The sequence below is a fragment of the Rectinema subterraneum genome (genome assembly GCA_009768935.1).
GTDB lineage: Bacteria > Spirochaetota > Spirochaetia > Treponematales > Rectinemataceae > Rectinema > Rectinema subterraneum.
In genome coordinates this window covers 37,665-61,411 of the sequence record WESA01000007.1, presented here as the reverse complement: position 1 = coordinate 61,411, position 23,747 = coordinate 37,665, and the positions used below count along the sequence as shown (strand labels likewise).

The following is a 23,747-nucleotide window of genomic DNA, read 5'->3' as shown; positions in this document are numbered from 1 at the left end:
GTTTTAAACCCTCATGTCCATAATGTGGACATGTTTTGCGGTCGTGTCGATTTTGTTGACATGTCACCCTGATTCAAGAATGAGAGGCAACAATGAGTCATCCGAAATACCCGCGATGCAAGGAGCAACGCATGAACATCCAGGACTCGAAATCACTAGTTGTGATCATTACAGGCGGCACGAGAGGCATTGGGCGTGGGCTTGCCAAGTGTTTTCTTGAACGGGGGGCCAGTGTCGTCATTTCAGGGAGAATTGGCGAGGTGGTGCGGAGGGCTGTAGAGGAGCTCAAGGCAGAGGTTGCCGGGCCGGGCTCTGCGCTGAAAAGCGCGGAGGCTGTCCCCGTCGCGGGCACGGAATGCGATGTCAGGGAGTTTGCCCAGGTGCAGGCGCTCTGGGACTACGCGATCTCCAGTTTCGGCAGGGTGGATATCTGGATTAACAATGCGGGCATCGGTCAGCCGCAGAGCGACATCGACGAGCTCAAACCGGACCTGATTCGCGACATTTTCGGTACGAACTGCACAGGCGCCCTGTATGGGTGCAAGGTCGCCATGACAGGGATGAGGGCGCAGGGCGATGGGGCGATCTACAACCTTGAAGGGCTCGGCTCGAATGGAAGCATTGTGCGGGGCATGGCGGCGTACGGGGCTTCCAAGCGGGCGCTGGCGTACATTACCGATTCGATGGCGAAGGAGGCGGAAGGGAGCGGTGTGATTGTCGGAGCGCTGCGTCCCGGCATGGTTGTCACCGACCTGATTATCGGCGAATATGCCGGCAAACCCGAGGAATGGAAAAAGGTTCGTCGCATTTTCAACATTCTCTCCGACAGGGTGGAAACCGTGGCCCCTTGGCTCGTGGACCAGATGCTGCAGAACCGCAGAAACGGCAGGAGGATTGTCTGGCTCACGGGGCTGAAAACGATGGGACGTTTTCTCTCCGCGCCTTTTGTGAAGCGTTCCGTATACCCGGAAATGGAATGATGTTCGAAGGGCGGACGCTGGGCCCGCGCGCGAGTCGTAGTACATCAGAAAGCTGAAATAAACAGGCAATTTCCTGGAGCGCCAGTGCAACGCATTTTACTTTATTGATAATTCCTGATAATGCCGATAATCATGGTATCCAAGGAGGAACCAGGATGAAAAAGAAAAGCGGGATTGCGCTGAAACTGGCGCTCATCGTTGCTCTCGCGGTAATTGCTCTCGCGTCATGCGATATCAATGCGCCCGCGGGAACGGTGGTCGATTTGAACAGCTCGGAAAAATCGCTATCAGCAGACGCCAGCGGGCTCAGCAAGGGCAAACCGGACAAAACCCCGGTTGTCGAAAAAATTGTCGGTACCGCGGCTATAGCCCCGGATTGTTTTTTCTTTGAATTCGATATGGTCGGTCAGCAGAAATTTGCCCGCGCACTTGTGCCAGTATCGCCAGACGGATATATCAAGAATGGGAAATTGCTCTACAATACAAAGAGATATAAAATCGCAAGTTTTGTGTACGACCAAGCCTCGGGGTATCTGCAGGGCACGACAGCCCAAGAAGGCGGCGTTTCGTATGCCTTCGCCGGCTTGTATTCGCAGGACAGCGGCTTTTTCGGCACCATATCGAAGTTCGAGCAGGGTGTTGAAAAGAGCGGATATTTTATCGGCTCGCCAATGCTCGGCGGAAAAAACATTGCGAACTACATAGGAGTAGCGACCTATCTGTTCCCCACCCCGACTCCCCAGACGCTGGTATTCAATACAATCCTCGATTTCGATGCGGGCACCGCTGTCGGAACCTGGAGCGAGTCTGGTGAAGGCTGGAACTACAGCCTTCATGGCCCGATCGCGGGCACCGTCGAAGGCGATTCGGTCAACTTCAATGCTTCTGTATTGCCCATTTTCAGGCCATACATGCTGTATGACATGACCGCGGTGGGTTCGGGCACGTTCAAGAACAAAGGCAAGAAGACTGTTTCTGGTGATTTTACGATCTACTATGGCGACCTTGTGCTGCCATCGCTGCTGACGGCAACGAAAGAAATGCCCTGATCAGGGATGGCATATCGCAGGTAAGGAGCTGATTCATTTGTCCAACAGCGGAGAATGCGTAGAGTCCGCGTTTCAGCTCAAGCAGGATGCCGCGCTTTGCAAAGCGACTCAGTGCGGTCCTCGATGTGTGGTCACTTTCATCCTGGAAATTGAGCCGTACCGCAGGATAGTCGAAGTATGGCTGGCCGGCGAATGCCTGCAGGAGCCTTTCGAGTTTCATCAATTACAATAACATACAGACATGTGGATTATTGTAAACCATATAGGAATAATCAGTATTATTGGCGCTTTGTGTATGCGCATAAAGCCTCCGGGCGCGCGGCCTGGTCGCGGTCAGCAGGCGCTTAGCAGGCTGCTGCTCACTCCAGCTGGGGCTTCTGCCGATATCCCTTGATTGCGGCGCGGCGGCGTTTGGTTGTGAGTTTTCTTTCTTTCGAGGCGCGAGTAGGTTTCGTGGGGATCCGGGGCGGCATCCTGCGCGCAGCAGCGACAATGAGGGCAATGAGCTTGTTGAGAGCGCGCTCTCTGTTCTGCACTTGGCTGCGCTCTTCCTGCACCGAGACGACAATTTCATCTTTTGCGTTAATTCTGCCGGCAAGGCGGGTACGCACGAGTTCCATTTCTTTATCATCGAGCCCCGCGAGCGTGCAGAGCGGGACGCGCGCGATGACTTTGGTATTGACTTTGTTGACATTTTGGCCGCCCGGGCCGCTTGAACGGGCGAAATCGATTACGGCGTTGTCGAGTATCGATGCGGCCAGAAGCTCCTTGTTCATGATGCCAGTATACCTGAAATACTAAATCGCCTGCTACAACTTATTCGTTGGCGGCTCAGAGGCGGCTCAGCAGATCGAGCGCCCGCCGCTGGCTCTGTGGGGCGGGCAGCGCTCTCTGCCAGGTCGCCCACTGCGGATTTTCAATCAAGGCTTCTTATCCTCTCCGAAAACTTGTGCGACAATCGCATCATCTGCTCGACCTCGAGGCGCATGGATTCGGTGAACTGGCGCGCATCAGCGCGGCGGCTGTAAAGCGTTATCGGCAGCCCTTCGAGTTGCAGCGCGTACATCGCATTCACGGGATAGAGTTGATACTCGATGACCGAGGCCAGGCCAAGGAAATCTTGAAGCTCTTCCGCTTCCTGCGGCCGCGAAGCCCAGTTTCGACACAGCCACACATACAAATCCGAGTGGAAATGCGTCATGATCCCGGAATATCCCGAAGCGCCCGCCCGGAGCGAAGCAAGGAGAGTCGCCGCATTCGCATTGAAGAGCTTGAAGCCGCTGCCCCGCGCCGCCTCAAGCTTTGCCTTGATATCGCCCATGCGGCAGCTCGTATCTTTGAGGAAGCCAAAGCGCCCTGTCCCCACAACAAAGCGCATGAGCTCCGGGCTGATAAGCCGCTTGTACGGCGCCGGGCACTCATAGAACCCGAGCAGTATATCCCGATCGAAACGGTCAAGGAAAAGCTCGAGGTTACGCTTGAAAACATCGTCGCTCTCGTGGCGCTTTGCAAGTCTGTTCGTCACAAGGATGAATGCGTCGGCTCCCGTGTCCGCCATCATCTTTGCTTCTTCGATCTGGTCATCGAGCGAATCAGCCACATGGCCGGAGACAAGAACAGGCACGCGCCCGGCTGCAAACTTGATCGACATTCGCGCCAGTTCGAGCCGCTCGCGCAGGCTTAAGTGAAACATTTCGCTCGATTGGCACACGGCAAAAAGCCCTGCAACACGGCGCTCGATATGCCATTCCACGAGCTTTTCGAGCGCGTCCCAATCGATGCGCCCATCTTCGTGATAGGGTGTGATCATCGTCGGCCAAACGCCGTCTGGAATTGTTTTATTCATATGCAACCTTCTTTGATACACGCGCCTCTTGGGGCTTTACCGATACCCCGACAACCGCGGAATCAGGAGCACTATGTCAGGAATATACGTTATGAGAAATAAAACTACGACAATTACAAATATCATGGGAATGATTTCCTTGATAATCGTTTTGAGCGGCGTTCCCGAAATGCCCGATACCACATAGAGCAGCATCCCGTACGGCGGCGTCGACAGCCCGATCATCATGTTGAGCACAATCACTACGCCGAAATGCACAAGATCGATTCCCAGCTGGTTGATGATAGGCAGCACGATCGGAATGAACACCAGCGTGATCGCCATCGTGTCGATGAACATGCCGAGCGCGAGAAATACCACATTGATGATGAGTAGCATCACATATTTGTTGGTCGTGAGCCCGAGCATGAGGCTGGCCACAAAATTCGGGATCTTTTCGATAGTCACGATGTACGAGAACGCATACGCGCTGCCTACGAGGAGGGAAAGTGTGCCAGTTGTGCGCACGGTATTTACCAGCACCTGCTTGAAATCCTTCCACCCGAAAGCCCGATATAAAAAGACAGAGACGAGCAAGGCATAGAATGCAGCAAGCGCACCAGCCTCTGTCGGTGTGACAATTCCGGTATAGATGCCGCCTAGCAGGACAACAACCGAAAACAAGGCTGGAATCGAGCGGAGCGTGAGTTTCCAGAATTCCAGCGGCTTCAAGCTCTGTCCCTCCGGATAATTTCTGGCCCGCGCGATAATTGCGGTATAGATCATGAGCCCCACGCCGATGAGCAGCCCTGGCAGAACACCGCCTAAGAATAAATAGCCGATCGACGCGCCTGAAAGCATCGAATAGAACACCATAGGAATGCTCGGCGGAATAATGGGACCGATAGTCGCGCTGGCAGCGGTGATTGCGCATGTATAGCCATCATCATAGTTCTGCTCGCGCATCGCCTTGATTTCCATGCTCCCCAATCCGGACGCATCAGCGAGAGCCGAGCCAGTCATTCCGGAGAATATAATTGAAGCGACGACATTCACATGCCCCAGCGCGCCTTTTCGCTTTCCGACCAGGGCGTTTGCAAACGAGAAGATCATGTTCGTCACTTTGCCCGAATTCATGATCTCTGCCATGAACACAAAGAGCGGCACGGCGATCAGGATGAAGCTTGCGTTCATGTTGGTGAGAAATTGCATGGCGACCATGTCGAGCGAGGCCGCCGGATTTTTCGACAATGCAAAATAGAAAGCAGAAGCCATCATCATTCCCGGCGCGATAGGAATGCGCAAAAGGAAAATGAGCGTAAATGAAACAAAGAAAACGATGAGCGCGAGGTTCATGGTTTGCCTCCGCCGCTGGCTTTGCCCGCGATATCTTTCACGATATCGATCACGAGCCGCACGATCATGTCAGCGAGAAACACAATGAAGGGGAAATACGCCCAGTTCATCGGGATGCGCAGGGCATCGGACTTCTTGTACGCCATAAACTGGATGTAATTCCAGGACGGAATAAAAATGAGTATCAAAGATGTGAGTAGAAGCGCATTTCCCGCGATGCGCATGGCTTTCTGCAGGCCAGGTTTTGCAGCGTCATACAGCATGGTAAATGCCACATGCGAGCCAGTCCGTTTTGCATAGAGCCCGCCCAGCAGCGCAGTCCAGATAAAGCAGATGAGGCTCAACTCCTCGGGCCAGATGAGCGGCTTGAACAGATACCGCGCCACAATTTGCGACATGAACGAAACAAACAGCACGGTAAACGTGAGCATCGGAAGATACAGTTCGATGCAGTCAACAAGGAATTTTCCCGTTTTTTTCAGCCAGAACGGCATGGCGGCTCCTTTTGGTTCTTGCTGTACAGCAAAAAGATGGGTTGCCGGGCGCGTCCGTGCGGCCAATAGAATCCGATGCTCTATTGGCGGCAGGATACGAGCGCGCCCGCAACGGTGTGGAACTATTTCAGCTTCTGAATCTCCTCGTACAGGTTAAGATCCCAGTCCTTCGAGATATCTTTGCTCTCGGTAAGGTAGGAATTCTTTGCATATGCGGCGAATGCTGCACGATCTGGATTCTCGATTACGGTAAGGCCCTGCTGGCGGAAGAAGTCGAGGATGTTCTTCTCGTTGTCAAGGTTGGTCTTATCGCAGAACTGGCGGGCCTTTTCGGCAGCCTGCATGAGCCAGCCCTGCTGTTCCTTTGTCAGGCTCTGCCATTTTTTCTCGTTGATCGAAGGCCATGTGGAATCGACGACATGGTTTGTCAAGACAATGTATTTCGTTACCTCATAGAACTTTGCGTTTTTATCGGTGGGGAGCGGGTTATCCTGGCCTTCGATGGCTCCTGTTTTGAGGCCCATATAGACTTCATTGAAGGCCATCGGGGTGGGATTGGCACCGAGTGCTTTGCCCATCGCGATCCAGGTCGGGCTGTTCGGTACACGGAGCTTGACGCCTTTCATCTGCTCTGGTCTCGTGATAGGGCCGACCTTTGCGGTCAGATTGAGCTGGCGGGTTCCGAGATAGTAGGCGACGAGCGGGCGGATGCCGGTCTTCTGTGCGACTTCTTCAAAGATCTTTTTCCCGATGGGGCCGTTGAATGTCTTGGTCATCTGGTCGTAGCTCTGGAAGGTATACGCAGCGCCGAACATCGAAAGATAGGGTATGAACTCTGCAAGCCACTGCGCCGAGGTGTACACCATATCCACGGTGCCTTTGCGGATGGCATCCTGTTCAGCCTGCTGGGTGAAGAGCTGGCCGGAATGGTAGACATCGACTTGAATCTGCCCACCGGAGAGTTTTTCCACCTCATCCTTGAACACAAACATCGCCTGCGTGTGAGCGTCCCCTGGCACACTGACCGAGGTGAACACAAGCTTTACCGGCTTTTGCTGGGCGAATATTGCCGGGCTTGCCAACATGAGCAGTGCGACCACTGCAAATACTGCTTTTTTCATACAATGCCTCCTAATAAGAATTTGCGGGTGTGATATGATTCTCGCCGCGTGCGCGGCTGAATTCCCTGTTTCTGAATCCAAGGCGATGTGATATTTCACCTGTCGCCTCGAGCAACGCAGACACCATCGATTCCAAGCGCTCCAGTGTATTTCGTTCTGCCGGTCCGGAGAGGCTCATTGAAGCGAACACCTCGCCACGTGCATTGAAAATGGGAGCGCCGATACAGCGTAGATGATCTTCGTGCTCTCGGTCGTCGATTGCATAGCCTTGGTCGCGAATATGCGCGATTTCCTCCCAAAGGCGGGCTTCGGTCGTGATAGTATTCTCAGTAAAGCCAGGCAGCCCGCGCTCAGCGATGATACGACGGATTTCTCCATCGTCCAGAAAAGCGAGAATTGCCTTGCCGACTGATGTGCAATGGAGCGGCGCGCGCACTCCAATTACCGAATACGTTCTCAGCCTCCGCTGCGATTCGATACAATCGATATAGAGCACTTCATCGTTATCCAGCACAGTGAGGTGAACAGTTTCATCAAAGCGAACATTGAGGCCTTTAAGAAAAGGTGCAGCAATGCGCACAAGATCGAGCCCTGTTTGTGCGCAGTAGCCCAGCTCGATGAGCCGTATGCCAAGCGAATAGCTGCCGGATTCCACGTCCCGCTCAAGGACGCGCGCGAGGGTGAGCGTTTCGAGGAGGCTATGCACCGTGCTCTTTGGCAGGGCGAGCGCTTTCGAGATTTCAGAGAGGCTGCGGCTATTGCGATCTGAGAGCAAATCGAGAATGGCGAGCGCTTTTTTCACCGAATTCACTTCAGCCATAGAGCACCTTTCTGAATCAGGCAAGGTTTTAGTTGTTCATATATACGAACAGCTTTCTTGTATATGAATTATTGCACAGAACTGTCAGGTTGTCAAGAAAACTATAATGGCACGAAGATTGTATATGGCCGGCCGATAAAAAACTTCATATATAAGGTTCGTGACACAATTTTTAGTTAGCCACAGTGAATATTTATTCTTGACGGATCAATATACCACTCGTATCATGATAAATGATTTGGAGAGTTTATTATTTTAGGGAGGGATTTATGCGCAGAGTAATGATCTTGCTCTTGGTGTTCGTAATTCTCGTTGGTGCTTCTGCCCAGTCCAAGGCGGGATGGCCCGATCAGCTGAAATTCATGTCCGGTCCTCCAGGGGGCAACTGGTTTGCTCTTGGTACTGCGCTTTCGGAGATGTGGTCCAAGAATGTAATCCAAACTACATCGAGCTCGGGCGGCGGTGTTTCCAATATCCTCAATGTCGATGCGAAAAAAGCCGACTTCGGATTTACCGTAGCTTCGCTTCTTGGCGCGGCAATCGCGGGAGAAGAGGATTTTGAAGGCAAGGCGGTCAAGAATGCTGTCATCATGGCAAACCTCTACACGCAGTATACATACTTCATAATGCGCAAGGATTTTGCAGAAAAGAACGGCATCAAGAGCGTGGACGACATGATCGCAAAAGATATCCCTGTGCGCTTTGCAACACTCAAGCCGGGGACCGCAAGCGAGTTTGTCATCAAGGCGCTGTTCAAGAAAGGCTACGGAACTGATTATGATAAGCTCAAAAAGAAAAAATGGACATTTGAATTCACTTCCTACGATGGCGGCGCGGATCTTCTGGCAGATAATCATCTCGATTGTTTCGCGTTTTCCGTCGGCAAGGTGGCAAGCGTGGTCATGAACATAGAGAGCAATACGCCGGTTGTCATTCTGCCAGTTGGCCAGAAGGCGCTCGATGCGCTTGCGGCAGCATATGGTACGACGACCTTCACGGTGATGCCTGGCGTCTACAAATCTGTCACTACCCCGATCAAAACAGTAGGCGATTATACTTGTATTGTGATTCGCAAGGACTTCCCTGACAATCTCGTCTATGAGCTTAACAAGTCCATGTGGGCAAATCGCGACAATCTGGCAATGGCAGTAAAGGATATTTCCGAATTAAATCCCAAAGAAGCTCTCCCTGAAGGGCTTCCTGCACATCCAGGCTCAGTGCAGTTTTGGAAAAGCGCAAAGTAAGCAAACAGGCAATTTTTAAAAAAGGTGCGTGGTCGCATGCGGTACGCAACGGCCACGCATTTCTATCAGCCCGCCATCGGGAGATTGTATGAGAAAACTTGATGGAAAAGTCAAAATTGCTATATATGTGTACATTATAGCTGTCGGAGTTTTTCATTTATATACCTCGATTTTTGGCAATTTTGAGGCGTATCTGCAGCGCGCTTTGCACCTGTCCATGGTATTGCCGCTCGTCTTTGTGCTCTATCCAATATCGAAAAAACTGAAAGACAGCGCAGTGCCGTTCTACGACTGGGTTCTGGCTGGCTTATCCTTTTTGCCTGGGGCGTATATCGCAGCAAATTACTGGGCTATCAGCACAAGAATTGTGCAAGTTGATCCGATTACCACGACACAGCTTGTTCTCGGGATTCTGCTTGTCGTGCTTCTTCTCGAAGCGACACGGCGCATTGTAGGAATGCCGCTCACTATCATTGCGCTCGTATTTTTGTTGTATATGGGTGTTGCAGCCAAAATACCGGGGCTTTTCCAGGGCATATCGTTTTCGGTGCCCGAGATTGTGGAAGAAGTGTTTCTGACTGACGAAGGCATTTTTTCTTCGCCGCTCGGGGTATCCGCGACCTATGTTATGATTTTTCTCATTTTTGGTGGTTTTCTTGAAAAGAGCGGGGTTGGAGATTTTTTCATGCGCTTTGCGCAGGCATTTACCGGCACGCAGCCTGGTGGGCCCGCGCTTATTGCAGTCACCTCATCGTGCCTATTTGGCTCGATTTCGGGCTCAGCGGTAGCCAATGTGTACGGCACGGGGACGTTTACCATTCCCCTAATGAAGAAAATCGGGTATCCATCCTTCTTTGCTGGGGCAGTGGAAGCAGTGGCCTCGACGGGGGGACAGCTCATGCCACCAGTCATGGGAGCCGGTGCCTTCCTCATGGCTTCATTTCTGGGCCTGCCGTATCGCACGGTTATGATCGCAGCAATTATTCCTGCGCTTATGTACTATGGCGCTGTGTTCCTTATGGTGCGGCTTTCGGCGCACAAATATGGGCTCAAGGGTCTTTCAGCGGAAGAATTGCCTAAAAAGAAAGATGTGCTCAAAGATTCATATATGGTCATCCCGCTTGTGGGGCTGGTGTATTTCCTGCTTGCAGGAGCAACGCCTATGCGTGCGGCGGTGTTCGGAATTGTGCTTGCGTGGCTTGTATCGTTCTTCAAGCCAAAGTCGCAGAACCAAGCAAAGCGGCGCCTCTCGATAATCATTGGTGCGGTTATTTCGGTACTCATTACGGTGGCTTTTGTGTTTCCTCGCTTTGTTGAGCCAATTATCAAAGGAAATATTGGGCTTTGGATCCTTGTCGCCGGATTTGTCGCTGCGACGTTCCTGAACGATGGAATGAAGCCGAAAGATGTGCTCGATGCGATCTATAGCGGAACTTCTGGCATACCCCTGGTGGCAATTGCCTGTGCAACAGCGGGCATTGTGTTAGGCTCGGTGGCGCTGACCGGTATCGGCGGGAAGCTGGTCGGTTTTGTGCTCAGCTTTGCAAAGGATTATCGGTTCCTGGGTCTGCTGCTCATAATGGCAATTTCGATATTGCTCGGTATGGGCTTGCCGACAACGGGAGCCTACATCCTGGCATCGGCGCTTGGCGCGCCGATTCTTGTCAAAATGGGTATTCCACCGCTTTCAGCGCACATGTTTGTATTCTATTTTGCTGTTATATCGAATATTACGCCGCCTGTGGCTCTGGCTGCTTTTGCAGCAGCATCGATTTCGGGCGCCAACCCGAACAAAATTGGCTTTCAGGCAATGCGGCTCGGCTTTCTCGCGTTTGTGGTGCCGTTTGCGTTCTGCTATGATCAGGGCCTTCTTTTGCAGGCTTCTCCGATTGCAAATGTCCTGGCGGTTGCGACGGGCATTATATCGGTGCTCGCATTTGGATACTTCTGGGTCGGATATATCAAGCATCCGATTCCGCTGTGGATGCGCGCAATTCTGCTTGTCGCAGGGGTGATGGCTCTGGCGCCGCAAGTGCTATATGTCGCTATTTCAGCAGGCCTTGTGATAGTGTGTTATATTCTCTCCGCGAGCGGGAAAGTGGTCGCGGTGCATCAAAAGGCAGCGGTCTTGAAGGAATAAAATAGTGGCAAGGAATAGAGAGTTTTAGAAATAGTGAGCGCTGCTAGGCTATATCAATGCACGCGGCGCTCGTTCCTTCCTTGCTGGCACGCGCGCACGTCCTTTCCGATGAGCGCTTTGCCGCCCCACTTTGCGTTGACGGCGGCAGATTTGTCGTTCATGTAAAGAATGGTGAAGTCGCTGGCTATGATGGTGATGCTGGCGCTGAATTCATTTTGCCAGCCGGCGGCGCTTTCTTTGAACTGGTTTTCGGTCATGGGAATAGATTAGCGCATTTTTGAGCCTGATTTAAGATCGGGAGCGCTGCCGCGGGGTCTTCATCTGGAACAAAATTGAAATATTCGTTGATTTCGCTCAATCCAAGCACTAGAATTATTTATGAATTTAGCATTCAGGAGGGGACATATGAGGCAAAAAGCCGCCATTCGATCTTTATTTCTCGCTGTTGTATGCCTATTGGCTGTCTCGCCTGTTCTTGCCCAGAAAGTCCAGGGCGAAGCAGGCATAGGTTTTATGGCTATCAGTCCCAACCTGACCGACACCATAGCGAACTTTGCCGTCGGGGACATGCTATATGGCGTCACAGTCAGCTATGCAGTCAAACCGTGGCTCGGGGTCAGCACGGATGTTCTGTATTTGGGTGATTCCTACTACGGCCCGGGCAGCGGAATGTTCAATGAAGGTCCATCGTCGTGGGCGGGGCTTCAGAGTGCAAGCGGGGATAAAGCAAATTGGAAATATTATGAGTCATTCATTTATGCGCCGCTCTCGATTAACCTCATGGCGCCTTTGGGCATTGTGCGCCCGTACTTGGGGCTAGGGCCTGCGTTCTATTTCCATTTTCCGTCGACAAATCAGGATACGGCGTTTACAGATTATCTCAAGACGCACTACGGGAGTGCCGCGGTCGTGGGCCGCATCGGACAAGGTTTCACTGCGCGCGTCGGCTTCGATGTGTTCCTTGGTGATTCACTCTCAATCGGGGCGGGCTATGTGGTGCGCGAGGATACGCCGGTTACTGTATTCAAGGACATTGGTGATCTAAATTTTTATAAAGAAAAGGGATACCTGTTCCTTGTAGGAAGATTCTATATCAAATGAACAGAAGGCGCGCCTGACAAATAAACGATGGACGCGCTTGCACGGCATATGGTGTGCCTCTGCGAGAACCTGACATTCTTTTCTATTGAGCGCGTAATTTCAGCACCCACGCCTCCTGCTGCGGCATTTCGATTGCGCCGGGCCGGGCTGAGCGAACTCGAGCAATAGCTTCCTCAGGCTCCACACCGAATTCGATAAGAAGGCGCGCGGCAACCATTCCTGTCCTGCCATACCCGCCCATGCAGTGAATGCAAACCTTGCCGCCGCGGCGCAGTGCCGAGCGGACCAGCGCGCCCTCGCGCTCCCATGCGTTCTCCCAGCGATTATCAGGCACCGAAAAATCAGCAATCGGCAGCTCGATATGGCGAATTCCAATAGGGACAAGCTCTGGCAAGCGCTCGACCCCTGCAAGCACATACTCGCTCGGCTCAATGAGGCTCACAAGGATTTCCGCGCCCCACGCCTCGATAATAGCAAGGTCGCGCACAAGGTAATCGTGCGTTTGTTCGTCTGGCGGCGCTGGTTGCGGGGCAATTGAAGGGGCAGCTTGAGCCGCTAGCTGTGGACCCAGCAGAGCAGCTGCCTTCATTGATGATTTTGCGGCCAGCTGGGTCCACCTGCCCGGACAGCTCGCCATACCAATGATCCCGGACGAGCCGGGGATTTTGAGTTCAGAAAAAATCATTGTACTATTATAGCAGGGTTTTGCATTCGATGAAGTTTTTCTCTACAGAGAGGCTCATTCATGAAAGTGCTCTTTATCGGTGGAACCGGCAATATTTCCTCGGCGTGTACGGACGAAGCCCTCGGGCGAGGCTACGAAGTATTTCATCTCAATAGAGGCACGCATCCAGAGCGCGAAAAGCCGGGCGTGCGTACTCTGAAAGCAGATATTCGCGATACGCAGGCTGTCAAAGCAGCCCTCCGCGGGCTCAGATTCGACAGTGTCGTGCAGTTTCTGGCATTCAGACCCGAACACGTGAAGGCAGATATAGAGATCTTCGACGGGATTACTGATCAATATGTGCTTATCAGCACGTGCTCTGCATATCGAAAGCCTTCCCTGACGCCCGTGATTACCGAGGATACGCCGCTCGAAAATCCCTTCTGGGAGTACTCGAGGCTGAAAATTGCGTGCGAGTGGGTGCTGGCAGGCAGCGGTGCGGCGTCGCATACAGGGAACGGCGAAGAAACAGCGCGTACCGAAGAAAAAGTGCGTATTATCAAAGAAAAGGCGCGCGACGAAGATGCGGTATTCAGCGAAGCCGAGCAGCGCTCATTCCCCTATACCATTGTGCGGCCTTCCCATACCTACGATAACGGCTGGATTCCGGGGTGTTTTGGTTCGGCAAGTTATGGCCTGGCATGGAGAATGCTGAATGGGCTCGAGGTGGTTGTGCCGGGGGATGGGCAGTCGCTCTGGACGCTGACGCATGCATCGGATTTTGCGGTCGGGCTTGTGGGTCTGCTGGGCAAACGCGAGGCGCTTGGCCAGGCTTTCCATATCACGTCGGACGAACATCTCACCTGGGATGCGATTCATTCTATTATCGGTGAGGCGCTCGGCGTCCAGCCGAAGATTGTCCATATTCCTTCGGATTTTATTGCGAAAGTGCTGCCGGAGCGCGGCGCAGGGCTTTTGGGCGATAAGGCGGTAAGCGTGCTGTTCGACAACTCAAAAATTCGCCGTTTCGTGCCGGAATTTGCGCCGCGAATCAGTTTTACGGAGGGCATCCACCGTTCGCTTGCTTGGTTCGATGCACATCCCGACCTCAAAGTGCCCGATAAAGCGATGAACGCAGATATGGATGCGATTCTGGAGCGTTGGCAGCTTTGTGCTCAATAATGTTGCTCAGTAATATTACAAAATATTTACTCGTGCCCGCCAAACAGCGCCTCATAGCTCGATTTGAAGCGCGAATAATAATGCTCGATCCAAGCAGGGCTCTCGGCTTCGATCCTGGTCGTCTCGAGGGGGGCTGGCAGGCGCCGGGCATCGAAAGCGCCTGTTTCTGCCGCGGCGCGCCCGATCGCGGCGGCTCCGCGCACTGATGCATCAGGCTGGTCGGTTACGAAAAGCGCTCGCCCCGTCACCTCGGAGACGATATTCATCCATGTTTTGAATCGCGTACTGCCGCCTACACAATAGACCGATGCGTCAGGCGCAACTCCCAAGCTTTCCATGCCCAATCGTATCGTACATGCAACACCGAGCAAAGCCGCTGACAAAAGGTCGTTTCGTGTGTGGTGAAGGCCAAGGCCGATCCACGCGCCCCGCGCATCCGGGTTCTGGTAAGGGCTGCGTTCGCCGGTAAGATACGGAAGGAACAAAAGATCCTGGGGCAGGCGCGTCTTTCCTTCATCCATGGCCCGATAGAGCGACTCCCAGTCTGCATTCAGCATCGACAGCACCCATTCGAGCGCGAGTCCACCATTCAGCATGGCTGCCATGCGGTAGCGCACGCTGGGCACGCAGCTCTCGAAAAAATTGAGCCCCGGCTCGTAGGGCGCCAGCCCGCGCACTGGGATGACCACTTGAATACCTGTCCCTATGCTCACTTGAGCGGCTTTCGGCGATTGCCAGTCGGAGTCGTGGCCGCGGAAGGGCGCCGAATGCATGTCTTCGCGGCTGAGCGCGGAATTCATGCCTGTGCCGCGGAGCGGCGCCGAATTGAGGAATTTGCCGCGGGCTGGGGCCTGACGACTCATTATCCCCATATCCGGGCTGCCAGCAAGCGCCAACTCTCTGAAATACTCCCCGAAGAACCCCGAGCCATAGATCTCGCAAGCCTTGTCCGCTGAACCAGTTGCGACGAGTACTCCCTCAGGCAGACCCGTTTCGCGCGAAGCCTTACCGGTCACAACTCCGCCCGGGCTGAAACTGTCGCGAATTACTGGGAGCTTCGAATGGTCCATGCCCAGAGCCTCGATCGCATCCTCCGCCCATCTGCAGGTGCGAAAATCGTACAGAAGGCTCGCGCTCGCATCCCCGGGATCAGTCGCAATATCCCCAGTGAGCCGGAAACGCAGATAGTCTTTCGGGAAAAGAATATAGTGCGTTTTGGCATAGAGCTCGGGCTCGTGGTGCTTCATCCACAGAAGAATCAAAGCCGTGAGACCCGCCGCCGGCGCATTCATCAGCCTGTCAAAAGAACCGGCAAGCAGGCTCGAATAGAGCCCGGCATATGCCGCGCCACGCAAATCCGCCCACAGGATTGCATTATGCAGCGCCGCTCCTGTCTCCGAAATTGGCACAAACCCGTGCATCTGCGCAGATAAACCAATCGATGCCAGCTCGATCGGGAGCCCCGCATTCTGAAGCTGCGCGCAAACCGCCAGCCAGGCGGTTTTGAGCGCTGCGATCCACGCTTCCGGATCAGTCTCCGCAATGCCCGGCTCAGGCGAAAAAATGTCGTACCCGCAGCTCGCGGAAAAAGCCCTCTCCCCTGCATAGGCCGAGAGCTTGAGCGAGCCCGTTCCGAGGTCGATGCCGATGTGAAGGGGGGCGCAGGTTTGGGACATGGTGATTACTCCTGGTTTTTTCGACGCGCGCGGCCGTTGCTATTGTTGCTATCGCCGCTATTCGCAGAGCGTCTTGCGCACAAAAGCCGCGGCATCGCGCGCGAGCCTGTCATAATCCGGATTCGGTATGAGATCGCGCCAGATAGCAATATCACGACCGACTTGCCCGCCTTTGGTTATGAAAGGTTCCATTACAAGCGGCCCATCGAAATGAATCGAATCGAGAGGTTCGCGAATCTCTTTCCACGGCATGCGGCCGAGCCCGGGCGGTTTCCGGTTCGTCTCACCCAGATGAAGAGCTGCAAGATGGCGGCCTGCTTTGCGTATGGCCCCGCCGATGGAATCCTCTTCAATATTCATATGGAAGGTATCGAGCAGGATCCGACAGGCCGGGCTCTGAATATCCTCAACATAGGCGAGCGCTTCCTCGCATGTATTGAGCAAATACTGCTCGAATCGATTTATAACCTCCACATTCAGGATAACTCCGTTGTCTTCGGCGACCTTTACAAGCTCCCGCATGCTCTTTTTGCTCTGTTCCAGATACGGGCGCTTGTTGGTGGTACCTTCGGGGAGCGTGCTGGGCCATGCACTGTGAACCGTGCCGCCGATCATGCCGCCGCCAGCCTCGCCCACAGCTTCGATCATTTGCTGCATGAAACGAACGCCGCTCTGCCTGACCGATTCATCAAGCGAAGAAACATCGTGATTCGCAGTAAGCCCAATGCCATAGGAAAGCACGATGCCACATCGCTTGGCTTCGTCCACCAAGCGCTTCTGCTCAGCTGCAGACATCTCGGCGAAAGTTCCGCCATTGATTTCCAGCTGATCGAAACCCAAGGATTTGACTTTCTGGATGAACGGGAAGAAATCTACATCCCATTCCCTTGTCCAGAAGGCATAGTAGATGCCGATTTTGCGCATGAGGAAAGACTACAAGCCAAGCGGGGGCTGGTCAATATAATATGCTGCGAGCCAGCATGCTGCTCAAACCGAGTTTCGCGTCAGCGAGGCAATCTCCAATTTATTCTTTAAGGGAGTCTAGCTAAAAATGAATTCTCTGAACCATTTCTGAGATTCAACAGCCTTTCCCTCTGCCAGCAGGTTATCAATTTCCTTCATCGCTGATGGGGTGAGTTTTCTTTCAATAGCCTGGATAAATTTCACGCTTTCTTCGATAGCATGTTTGCCATCTTCCCTATAGGGATATTGATCCATCGAATACCAGCCATTGTAGTCTATTTTTTTGAGCCAATACAGAAGTTCGACGTATTCGACAAGATGAACAGAGCCGACAATCATGTCATCATCCCAATATCGGTAGTTGTCATTGAAATGAAGATGGAAAAGTTTTTTGCCGGACATGTCGAGCATCACTGCTGATTCGGCCATGTTTTCATAGGCAAACAGCGCATGGCCAGTATCGATGGTAACGCCAACGTTGGGCAATTCTGTAGCCATGGCTACAAGGAGCGTATCGGAGGCTCTTGCAAGAAATGAGTGGGTTCTTGGTTCTTTCAATTTGTATTCAAGCGAAAATCGCAGATCAGGATAGAAAAACGCCAGTTTTTTAATATTTTCTATGATAATCTGCCTTTCAGCCAAATAATTTGCCTGAAGACAATAATCGTAACCATCCTGTCCTGGCCAGATATTTATCAAGCTGCAACCTATTTTTCTCGAAATTTCGCATATCGAAAAGAGGTAATCCATAGCTTGGGCTCTGATGTCAGGGTCTTTCGATGCAATCGAACCAGTTCCCCATTTTTTCTGGGAAAACAGATCAGGAATGATGGATACGCAGGAAAGATTATATTTGCCGAGAAGATCTCCAATTTGATCCGCATTGTGTTCATCAATATCCCAGCTGCCCACGAGTTCGATACCTTCGACTCCCTCGATTTCCGAGGCCTGTCGGATCATGATTTCTTTGGATGGCTGATTTTTGTATCCGGTGGAAAGAAAACGATCGCATGTATTTCCGAGATTTCCTAGAATCACTGAATAGCGTGGCATTTCATTCCTCCCTCATTATACAAAAATTCTCTTATATTTTGGGTGCGACACTTTTTCTTATTATCAGGTCCGAGCCGACAAGAATTTTTACAGAATTTTTCCTTTCAGGGGACTGAATCAGCTCATCAAGAAGTGTGACCGCAAAATGCCCCATTTTCTGCTTGGAGACATCTATAGTAGTCAATGGCGGATCCATTGAAGCGCTCATTGGCAGATTGTCGAAGCCGACAATAGATAGATCCTCCGGAATCCTGATGCCATTTTCCTTGAATGCTTTTATGCAACCATAACTCATAATATCGTTCGCGCAAAAATAACATTCCGGCAATTTGATTCCTCTTGATAGGTGCACCATCATATCTTTATAAGCGCCATTGAATGTGGAATCCACATCGACAATATAATTTTCATCGACTTTCTGGCCAAGCACCTGCATCGAGCCTATAAAAGCCTGCTTTCTGAGATAAAAATTTCTCGTCTGGACATTGCTGTTTATAAATCCAATTTTCCTGAAGCCGCATGATACCAGGTATTCAATGATTTTATAGACAGCATCGCTGTTGTTCATGTCCACAAAATTGAGGTCCAGGTAATCGAAATAGGTATCCAGAACAACGATTGGACAGAAATCGATGCTCTTCAGAGCAATGACATCGTTCTGGGAAAATTCAGTTCCGAGAAGAATAGCGCCTTCCGGTTTCCTGGAAATCAGAGAATCGATAATATAGTCTATCGATTCTCCCTTTATGTTGGCTATTTCCAATTTGTAACCTTGGCGCTGGGCTTCCCGAAACATTCCATCTATATAATCAGAGATGAAAACATTATGGTCACGGTTCACTGTATGCCCATGCATCGCGATTTTAAGGAACTGGATAGTATTTCTTGAATTGGCAGACATGAGGCTCTGATGCTTTTTTGGTCTGTAATTGAGAGCCTCTGCAGCTTGCATTACTTTCTGGCGTGTTTCCGCCGATATACCCTCTTTGCCGTTGAGCACAAGAGAAACAGTTGCAATTGAAACACCTGCTGCGTCAGCGATATCCTGTAAAGTTCCTGCCATAATTCTGATTTATCCTTGTGATATTGTATCCTATAATTCAATTGCTGTCAAATTTAATTTAAAAATTTTAATTGAATTTAATTGCCCTGTTTTTGTCTGTCGAAGCATTGCTGTACAGGGAAACCCAGCGATTCCTCTTGAGGCATCAAAAGACGCCAATGTCTTAGCTGCCAAGAAGACGATCTCTGCTTATAATCGGTATTAAAATAAAATAGTAATTATATTGGTTAGATTATATAAAGTATTTACTATTGAACTTCATGAAAAGCATGGCGAATAAAAATACTAAAAATATATCTTGACAACTTTCAAAAGCCGGGTAGATAATATCTGTACTTATTAAAACTTTAAGGAGGTTTTAATGAAACGCAGAATTCTTCTTGGGATGTTGCTTGCTATGATGGTAGTCGGGCTGGTGTCTGCTCAGACAGCGACAACTGCAAGCAAAAAATTCACAATTGCCACAGTTGTCAAAGTGGATGGCATCGCATGGTTCGACAGGATGAGAGAGGGTGTTGTCAAATTCGGAAAAGATACCGGTAATACGACATTCCTCCTTGGGCCAGCAAAAGCTGATGCAGCAGAGCAGGTCAAGATCATCGAAGGATTGATCGCTCAGAAAGTAGATGCCATCTGTGTCGTGCCGTTCTCTCCTGAAGCGCTTGAGCCTGTCCTGAAGAAAGCACGAGATGCGGGCATTATCGTTATCAGTCATGAGGCGACCAACCAGCAGAATATCGACTACGATATCGAGGCATTCGTGAACGAAGAATATGGCGCACACATGATGGATAATCTCGCCAAATTCATGAATTATGAGGGCGAATATGCTAACTTCGTTGGAAGCCTTACCTCGAAGTCTCATAACCAGTGGATGGATGGTGCTGAAGCTCGTCAGAAAGAGAAATATCCAAAGATGAAGCTTGTTTCCCGCCGCAACGAAGAGTATGACGACCAGAATATCGCCTACCAGAAGACAAAGGAACTGCTTACCAAATACCCGAATCTTAAAGGTATTCTTGGCTCGGCTTCGACCACTGCCCCAGGTGCTGGCCTTGCAGTCGAGGAAGCGGGCTTGCAGAATAAGGTGTCTGTTGTTGGCACAAGCCTTGTTTCCAGCTCTGGACAGTATCTGAAATCCGGCGCGGTGAAAATGATTTTCTTCTGGGATCCAGCCGATGCAGGCTATGTGATGAATAAAATGGCATTAACCCTGCTCACTGGGGGGAAAATAACCGATGGCATGAATCTTGGCGTTAAAGGTTACGAGAAGATCAAACGCGATCCGCAGAATCCGAAAGTCTTCTATGGACAGGCCTGGGTTGATGTCACTCCTGCGAACATGAACCAGTATAATTTCTGATCGTCAGAGACTGAGCTTAATTAATAACCATCCGGCAATGCATATTGTCGGATGGTTATTGACTATGCACGAATAAATATTGATCGAGAGTGAGAATACAATGGAACAAGTGTTCCTTGCGGTGGAAAACATCGACAAGAGTTTTGCGGGTGTCCATGCCTTGAACGATGTCTCATTGAAGATAAAAAAAGGCGAGATTCATTGTCTTGCAGGCGAGAACGGATCTGGAAAATCAACGCTGATCAAAGTCATTGCAGGAGTTGAAAAGCCGGATTCTGGTCAGATCATTATTGACAACAAAAAATACCATCACTTACATCCAATAGACGCTATTCATGAAGGAATTCAGGTTATATACCAGGACTTTTCTCTTTTTCCGAATTTGACAGTAGCTGAAAATCTGGCACTGAATAGCCAGCTCGAGATGAGAAAAAAGTTGGTCAGCTGGAAGCAAGTAAAAGAAACTGCAGAAAAAGCGCTTCAGCTCATTAATGTTGATCTGGATCTCAACAGATTAGTGGAAAATCTTCCTGTCGCTGACAAGCAGCTTGTTGCCATTTCCAGAGCTCTCATGCAGGATGCAAAGCTTGTTATAATGGATGAGCCAACGACAGCCCTTACCCAGAAAGAAGTCGAGCGGCTTTTTAAAATTATCAAAAGCATGCAAGAAAAGGGCATATCAACTCTTTTTGTCAGCCATAAATTAAGGGAAGTGCTGGATATAAGCGAGCGGCTCACAATTCTCCGAAACGGCCAAAAAGTTATAGAAGGGAATGTCGAAGAGTTCGATGAAACGAAGATTACCTACTATATGACGGGAAGGAATGTAAGTTCCAATAAATTCATAAGTGAAAAAAAATCCGGCGACGAAAAGCCAATTCTGTCAGTAACGAACCTTTCAAGTGACGGATTCTTCGATGACATCAATTTCGATCTCTATAAAGGAGAAGTGCTGGGCATAACAGGTCTTCTGGGTTCCGGTCGCACGGAACTAGCCTTGGCTCTGTTTGGGTATTCTCCAGCTGATAAGGGAGAAATCCATATCAATGGCCAAAAGATCCATATTAAATCGATACAGGATGCGATGCGGAATGGCATTGCATATGTACCTGAAGACAGGCTTAATGAAGGTCTTTTCATGAAGCAGTCAATATCGCGGAATATATATGTCGGGATTCTTGACAGTATCAAGAAAGCCTTGGGCCTGATCAATGTTTCAGAAGCGGACAGCATAGCTGCCAGCTTGATAAAAGATCTGAATATCAATGCTGACGATCCACTTCGACCTGTTCAGACATTGTCCGGCGGTAATCAGCAAAGAGTCGTGCTTGCGCGATGGCTAAGTACCAAAGCGAAACTGATTATTCTGAATGGGCCTACTGTAGGAGTGGATATAGGATCAAAAACCGATATTCTCGAAAAATTGAAAGAATTGGCCAAAGAAGGTCTGGGCATAATGATCATTTCTGATGATATCCCTGAGCTTGTGCAGACCTGCAGCAGGATACTTGTAATGCATAAAGGCAAAATCATTCGCACTCTCGAAGGGGACGAAATTGAAGAAAAAGCAATTTCAAATATTCTCAATAACCTGGATTAATTGTGAAATAAGGCGGAAGATATGAAGAAATTGCTTCAGCAACATGAATTTGTTGTCACAATCGTATTTTTCCTTGTAGTAATACTCATAGGTGCAATCAATCCGGCTTTCTTTTCTATCGGCAATATATTCAGCCTTTTGAAAAGCATGATCATAAGAGGAATTCTGGCGCTTGGGGTGCTGATAGTCATAATATCCGGGAATGTTGATATTTCATTTACTGCAATAAGCGCCTTTGCAATGTATACAACCAGCAAGATAATGTTAGCGCTCTTCCCTGAAGGAGGACTCCTGCTTGCATTTGCAATCGGTGGGCTCATCGGTTTGCTTTTGGGAAGCATAAATGCAAGTTTTGTGGCAGGGATGAAACTCCCGGCTTTGATTGTTTCGCTTGGTACATCTAGCGCGATACGGGGCTTCATGCTGGCTTTTATCGGGGTAAAGATTATCAATAACCTGCCGGCTTCCCTGATTGCCTATTCGAGATCGTATATCGCCAAATTTACTGATGCTTCCGGAAAGATAGTCACTCTTCCAAGTGCCATTATTATGTTGATTGCGGTAACAATAATAGTCTGGTTCATTCTCAGATATACAATGCTGGGAAGAGGCGTATATGCTCTTGGAGGTGATCCCGTATCGACCGAAAGAGCAGGATTCAATATAAAAGCCATTCAGTATTTCATATACTGCTTTATGGGCTTTTTGAGCGGGATTGCTGGTGTTCTGCATTCTGTTTTCATGAGAAATGCGAATCCTTTTGACATCGTCGGGACGGAGCTCATTGTCATCGCTTCGGTGGTATTGGGAGGCGCAAGTATCACAGGCGGGAAAGGGACAGTATATGGTACTTTGCTTGGCGTCGCTTTTACCGTACTGATCGAAAACAGTCTCATCATTATTGGTGTTCCATCATACTGGCAGAAAGTCGTTATCGGGCTAATCATTGTTGTATCTACTGCAGCATCAGCATTGAGAGAAAAATTTGCTAAACTTGAAATTTCATAAGGGATGGGGCAAACCAATGGATGGAAAGCTGTTATCTGGCAAAAGAAGATATATGGCTGCAGATCGCTCGATTTTGCAGCTTCTCCTTATAGCAATAGTAGTCTTTATTATTATGGCATTGCTGAACCCCGGGAAATTTCTGACTCTGCTCAATATTGAGTCAATGGCCTATCAATTCCCAGAGCTCGGCATCATTTCGCTTGGCATGATGATTGCAATGCTTTCCGGAGGAATCGATCTTTCAATTGTCTCTATTGCAAATATGGCAAGCATTTTGATGGGGCTCATCCTTACAAAGATGATGCCGCAAAATGCTGCGAACAATCAGATTGTGCTTTTTGTTGCTTTTGCGCTTTTAATTTCGCTTCTTACAGGTTTGATTAGCGGCTTGATAAATGGTTTCCTTATTGCGCATGTAGGAATACCGGCTATTCTCGCTACACTCGGGACATCCCAGATTTTGACAGGTATAGCAATAGTAATAACAAAAGGTTACGCTGTGCCAGGATTCCCCGAAATATTCCTGAAAATCGGCAACAGCAAGCTTTTTATCTTCCCCATTCCTTTTCTTGTATTTCTAGCATGCGCGATTGTTCTATTTTTTCTACTTCAAAAATCAAGTTTCGGAATTCGGCTGTATCTGATAGGCACAAATATCAAGGCTTCCGTTTTTTCCGGAATCAAGGTGAAGAGCATTCTCATGAAAAGCTATGCGCTGACAGGTGTTCTCGCTAGTATTGCTGGAATTGTCATGACAGCGAGAACAAATTCAGCAAAGGCTGATTATGGTTCTTCATATGTGCTGCAGGCTGTTCTTGTCGCTGTATTAGGCGGTGTGAACCCGGCCGGTGGATTCGGGTCTGTAATAGGCCTGTCTATTGCAGTTTTGTCTCTTCAGTTTCTATCGAGCGGCTTCAATATGCTCCGATTCAGCAATTTTGCTACCGAATTTACATGGGGTATGTTTCTTTTGCTTATAATGGGAATCAATTATTTTCAGAATAAACGAATAAAATCGAGCAAATAATATCACAAGGAGGATTCA

Annotated in this window: 22 protein-coding genes; 10 read left to right on the top strand and 12 right to left on the bottom strand. The window is 50.1% G+C overall.

The genetic code is table 11. The features are described from left to right. The first annotated feature begins 131 nt into the window (after positions 1-131). Together GAP13_RS03615 and GAP13_RS03610 are read left to right on the top strand one after the other, a co-directional pair. A complete protein-coding gene (locus tag GAP13_RS03615; RefSeq protein ID WP_158906280.1) occupies positions 132-980 on the top strand; it encodes an SDR family oxidoreductase in 849 nt (282 codons plus the stop codon). A gap of 155 nt (positions 981-1,135) precedes the next feature. Next, a complete protein-coding gene (locus GAP13_RS03610) occupies positions 1,136-2,029 on the top strand; it encodes a hypothetical protein (protein WP_158906278.1) in 894 nt (297 codons plus the stop codon). 359 nt (positions 2,030-2,388) lie between these two features. On the opposite strand, the gene arfB is transcribed toward GAP13_RS03610, so the two are convergent. The 6 genes from arfB to GAP13_RS03575 form a co-directional block, all read right to left on the bottom strand. Continuing rightward, positions 2,389-2,805: an alternative ribosome rescue aminoacyl-tRNA hydrolase ArfB gene (arfB, locus tag GAP13_RS03600; protein WP_158906275.1), complete on the bottom strand. Its 417-nt coding sequence runs from the start codon at positions 2,803-2,805 to the stop codon at positions 2,389-2,391. 140 nt (positions 2,806-2,945) lie between these two features. After that, positions 2,946-3,875, bottom strand: a complete 930-nt coding sequence (locus GAP13_RS03595) for a dihydrodipicolinate synthase family protein (RefSeq protein WP_158906273.1) — start codon at positions 3,873-3,875, stop codon at positions 2,946-2,948. Between the two features lie 36 nt (positions 3,876-3,911). Further along, positions 3,912-5,210, bottom strand: a complete 1,299-nt coding sequence (locus tag GAP13_RS03590) for a TRAP transporter large permease (RefSeq protein WP_158906271.1) — start codon at positions 5,208-5,210, stop codon at positions 3,912-3,914. After that, positions 5,207-5,704: a TRAP transporter small permease gene (locus GAP13_RS03585; RefSeq protein ID WP_158906269.1), complete on the bottom strand. Its 498-nt coding sequence runs from the start codon at positions 5,702-5,704 to the stop codon at positions 5,207-5,209. The genes GAP13_RS03590 and GAP13_RS03585 overlap by 4 nt, the downstream gene beginning before the upstream one ends. Before the next feature lie 122 nt (positions 5,705-5,826). Next, complete coding sequence (locus GAP13_RS03580) at positions 5,827-6,825, bottom strand: sialic acid TRAP transporter substrate-binding protein SiaP (RefSeq protein ID WP_158906267.1); 999 nt, start codon at positions 6,823-6,825, stop codon at positions 5,827-5,829. A 10-nt stretch (positions 6,826-6,835) separates the two neighbouring features. Then, complete coding sequence (locus GAP13_RS03575) at positions 6,836-7,645, bottom strand: IclR family transcriptional regulator (protein ID WP_158906264.1); 810 nt, start codon at positions 7,643-7,645, stop codon at positions 6,836-6,838. Between the two features lie 269 nt (positions 7,646-7,914). Here GAP13_RS03575 and GAP13_RS03570 point away from each other — a divergent pair, with 269 nt between their 5' ends. Both GAP13_RS03570 and GAP13_RS03565 read left to right on the top strand, forming a co-directional pair. Further along, positions 7,915-8,889: a TAXI family TRAP transporter solute-binding subunit gene (locus tag GAP13_RS03570; RefSeq protein WP_158906262.1), complete on the top strand. Its 975-nt coding sequence runs from the start codon at positions 7,915-7,917 to the stop codon at positions 8,887-8,889. Between the two features lie 88 nt (positions 8,890-8,977). Beyond that, positions 8,978-11,029 (top strand): TRAP transporter permease, encoded by a 2,052-nt coding sequence (locus tag GAP13_RS03565; RefSeq protein ID WP_158906260.1) that lies wholly within the window; start codon positions 8,978-8,980, stop codon positions 11,027-11,029. Between the two features lie 53 nt (positions 11,030-11,082). On the opposite strand, the gene GAP13_RS03560 is transcribed toward GAP13_RS03565, so the two are convergent. After that, positions 11,083-11,286 carry a hypothetical protein gene (locus GAP13_RS03560; protein ID WP_158906258.1) on the bottom strand — a complete coding sequence of 68 codons (204 nt, stop codon included), beginning with the start codon at positions 11,284-11,286 and terminating at the stop codon, positions 11,083-11,085. A 148-nt stretch (positions 11,287-11,434) separates the two neighbouring features. Here GAP13_RS03560 and GAP13_RS03555 point away from each other — a divergent pair, with 148 nt between their 5' ends. Beyond that, positions 11,435-12,130 (top strand): outer membrane beta-barrel protein, encoded by a 696-nt coding sequence (locus tag GAP13_RS03555; protein ID WP_158906256.1) that lies wholly within the window; start codon positions 11,435-11,437, stop codon positions 12,128-12,130. A gap of 82 nt (positions 12,131-12,212) precedes the next feature. Here GAP13_RS03555 and GAP13_RS03550 read toward each other — a convergent pair whose 3' ends face one another. Next, positions 12,213-12,815 carry a phosphatase domain-containing protein gene (locus GAP13_RS03550; protein ID WP_158906255.1) on the bottom strand — a complete coding sequence of 201 codons (603 nt, stop codon included), beginning with the start codon at positions 12,813-12,815 and terminating at the stop codon, positions 12,213-12,215. 60 nt (positions 12,816-12,875) lie between these two features. Here GAP13_RS03550 and GAP13_RS03545 point away from each other — a divergent pair, with 60 nt between their 5' ends. Continuing rightward, positions 12,876-13,976: an NAD-dependent epimerase/dehydratase family protein gene (locus GAP13_RS03545; RefSeq protein ID WP_158906253.1), complete on the top strand. Its 1,101-nt coding sequence runs from the start codon at positions 12,876-12,878 to the stop codon at positions 13,974-13,976. Between the two features lie 26 nt (positions 13,977-14,002). Here GAP13_RS03545 and GAP13_RS03540 read toward each other — a convergent pair whose 3' ends face one another. The 4 genes from GAP13_RS03540 to GAP13_RS03525 form a co-directional block, all read right to left on the bottom strand. Beyond that, the gene (locus GAP13_RS03540) at positions 14,003-15,652 is read right to left on the bottom strand and encodes a xylulokinase (protein WP_158906251.1); all 1,650 of its coding nucleotides are present in this window, start codon (positions 15,650-15,652) and stop codon (positions 14,003-14,005) included. Positions 15,653-15,709: 57 nt separating this feature from the next. Continuing rightward, positions 15,710-16,576, bottom strand: coding sequence for a D-psicose 3-epimerase (locus GAP13_RS03535; RefSeq protein WP_158906249.1), 867 nt, complete (start codon positions 16,574-16,576; stop codon positions 15,710-15,712). A 117-nt stretch (positions 16,577-16,693) separates the two neighbouring features. Then, positions 16,694-17,668 (bottom strand): sugar phosphate isomerase/epimerase family protein, encoded by a 975-nt coding sequence (locus GAP13_RS03530; protein WP_158906247.1) that lies wholly within the window; start codon positions 17,666-17,668, stop codon positions 16,694-16,696. A 31-nt stretch (positions 17,669-17,699) separates the two neighbouring features. Beyond that, on the bottom strand, positions 17,700-18,731 hold the full coding sequence (locus GAP13_RS03525) for a LacI family DNA-binding transcriptional regulator (protein ID WP_158906245.1): 1,032 nt from the start codon (positions 18,729-18,731) through the stop codon (positions 17,700-17,702). 361 nt (positions 18,732-19,092) lie between these two features. Between GAP13_RS03525 and GAP13_RS03520 the strand changes: the two genes are divergently transcribed. The 4 genes from GAP13_RS03520 to GAP13_RS03505 all read left to right on the top strand — a co-directional run bounded on the left by GAP13_RS03520 (position 19,093) and on the right by GAP13_RS03505 (position 23,729). Next, positions 19,093-20,094 carry an autoinducer 2 ABC transporter substrate-binding protein gene (locus GAP13_RS03520; RefSeq protein WP_158906243.1) on the top strand — a complete coding sequence of 334 codons (1,002 nt, stop codon included), beginning with the start codon at positions 19,093-19,095 and terminating at the stop codon, positions 20,092-20,094. A gap of 100 nt (positions 20,095-20,194) precedes the next feature. Next, a complete protein-coding gene (locus GAP13_RS03515) occupies positions 20,195-21,694 on the top strand; it encodes a sugar ABC transporter ATP-binding protein (protein WP_158906241.1) in 1,500 nt (499 codons plus the stop codon). A gap of 21 nt (positions 21,695-21,715) precedes the next feature. After that, positions 21,716-22,702, top strand: coding sequence for an ABC transporter permease (locus GAP13_RS03510; protein WP_158906239.1), 987 nt, complete (start codon positions 21,716-21,718; stop codon positions 22,700-22,702). 52 nt (positions 22,703-22,754) lie between these two features. Further along, complete coding sequence (locus tag GAP13_RS03505; RefSeq protein ID WP_222126135.1) at positions 22,755-23,729, top strand: ABC transporter permease; 975 nt, start codon at positions 22,755-22,757, stop codon at positions 23,727-23,729. The last annotated feature ends 18 nt before the right edge of the window (positions 23,730-23,747 follow it).

Excerpts from the sequence above, each read along its gene's own strand:
- GAP13_RS03510 (WP_158906239.1), top strand. The coding sequence starts at position 21,716 with ATGAAGAAATTGCTTCAGCAACATGAATTTGTTGTCACAATCGTATTT.
- GAP13_RS03555 (WP_158906256.1), top strand. The coding sequence starts at position 11,435 with ATGAGGCAAAAAGCCGCCATTCGATCTTTATTTCTCGCTGTTGTATGC.
- GAP13_RS03540 (WP_158906251.1), bottom strand. The coding sequence starts at position 15,652 with ATGTCCCAAACCTGCGCCCCCCTTCACATCGGCATCGACCTCGGAACG.
- arfB (WP_158906275.1), bottom strand. The coding sequence starts at position 2,805 with ATGAACAAGGAGCTTCTGGCCGCATCGATACTCGACAACGCCGTAATC.
- GAP13_RS03530 (WP_158906247.1), bottom strand. The coding sequence starts at position 17,668 with ATGCCACGCTATTCAGTGATTCTAGGAAATCTCGGAAATACATGCGAT.
- GAP13_RS03585 (WP_158906269.1), bottom strand. The coding sequence starts at position 5,704 with ATGCCGTTCTGGCTGAAAAAAACGGGAAAATTCCTTGTTGACTGCATC.
- GAP13_RS03580 (WP_158906267.1), bottom strand. The coding sequence starts at position 6,825 with ATGAAAAAAGCAGTATTTGCAGTGGTCGCACTGCTCATGTTGGCAAGC.
- GAP13_RS03505 (WP_222126135.1), top strand. The coding sequence starts at position 22,755 with ATGGCTGCAGATCGCTCGATTTTGCAGCTTCTCCTTATAGCAATAGTA.
- GAP13_RS03570 (WP_158906262.1), top strand. The coding sequence starts at position 7,915 with ATGCGCAGAGTAATGATCTTGCTCTTGGTGTTCGTAATTCTCGTTGGT.
- GAP13_RS03560 (WP_158906258.1), bottom strand. The coding sequence starts at position 11,286 with ATGACCGAAAACCAGTTCAAAGAAAGCGCCGCCGGCTGGCAAAATGAA.
- GAP13_RS03535 (WP_158906249.1), bottom strand. The coding sequence starts at position 16,576 with ATGCGCAAAATCGGCATCTACTATGCCTTCTGGACAAGGGAATGGGAT.
- GAP13_RS03525 (WP_158906245.1), bottom strand. The coding sequence starts at position 18,731 with ATGGCAGGAACTTTACAGGATATCGCTGACGCAGCAGGTGTTTCAATT.
- GAP13_RS03595 (WP_158906273.1), bottom strand. The coding sequence starts at position 3,875 with ATGAATAAAACAATTCCAGACGGCGTTTGGCCGACGATGATCACACCC.
- GAP13_RS03550 (WP_158906255.1), bottom strand. The coding sequence starts at position 12,815 with ATGATTTTTTCTGAACTCAAAATCCCCGGCTCGTCCGGGATCATTGGT.
- GAP13_RS03610 (WP_158906278.1), top strand. The coding sequence starts at position 1,136 with ATGAAAAAGAAAAGCGGGATTGCGCTGAAACTGGCGCTCATCGTTGCT.
- GAP13_RS03615 (WP_158906280.1), top strand. The coding sequence starts at position 132 with ATGAACATCCAGGACTCGAAATCACTAGTTGTGATCATTACAGGCGGC.
- GAP13_RS03520 (WP_158906243.1), top strand. The coding sequence starts at position 19,093 with ATGAAACGCAGAATTCTTCTTGGGATGTTGCTTGCTATGATGGTAGTC.
- GAP13_RS03575 (WP_158906264.1), bottom strand. The coding sequence starts at position 7,645 with ATGGCTGAAGTGAATTCGGTGAAAAAAGCGCTCGCCATTCTCGATTTG.
- GAP13_RS03565 (WP_158906260.1), top strand. The coding sequence starts at position 8,978 with ATGAGAAAACTTGATGGAAAAGTCAAAATTGCTATATATGTGTACATT.
- GAP13_RS03515 (WP_158906241.1), top strand. The coding sequence starts at position 20,195 with ATGGAACAAGTGTTCCTTGCGGTGGAAAACATCGACAAGAGTTTTGCG.
- GAP13_RS03545 (WP_158906253.1), top strand. The coding sequence starts at position 12,876 with ATGAAAGTGCTCTTTATCGGTGGAACCGGCAATATTTCCTCGGCGTGT.
- GAP13_RS03590 (WP_158906271.1), bottom strand. The coding sequence starts at position 5,210 with ATGAACCTCGCGCTCATCGTTTTCTTTGTTTCATTTACGCTCATTTTC.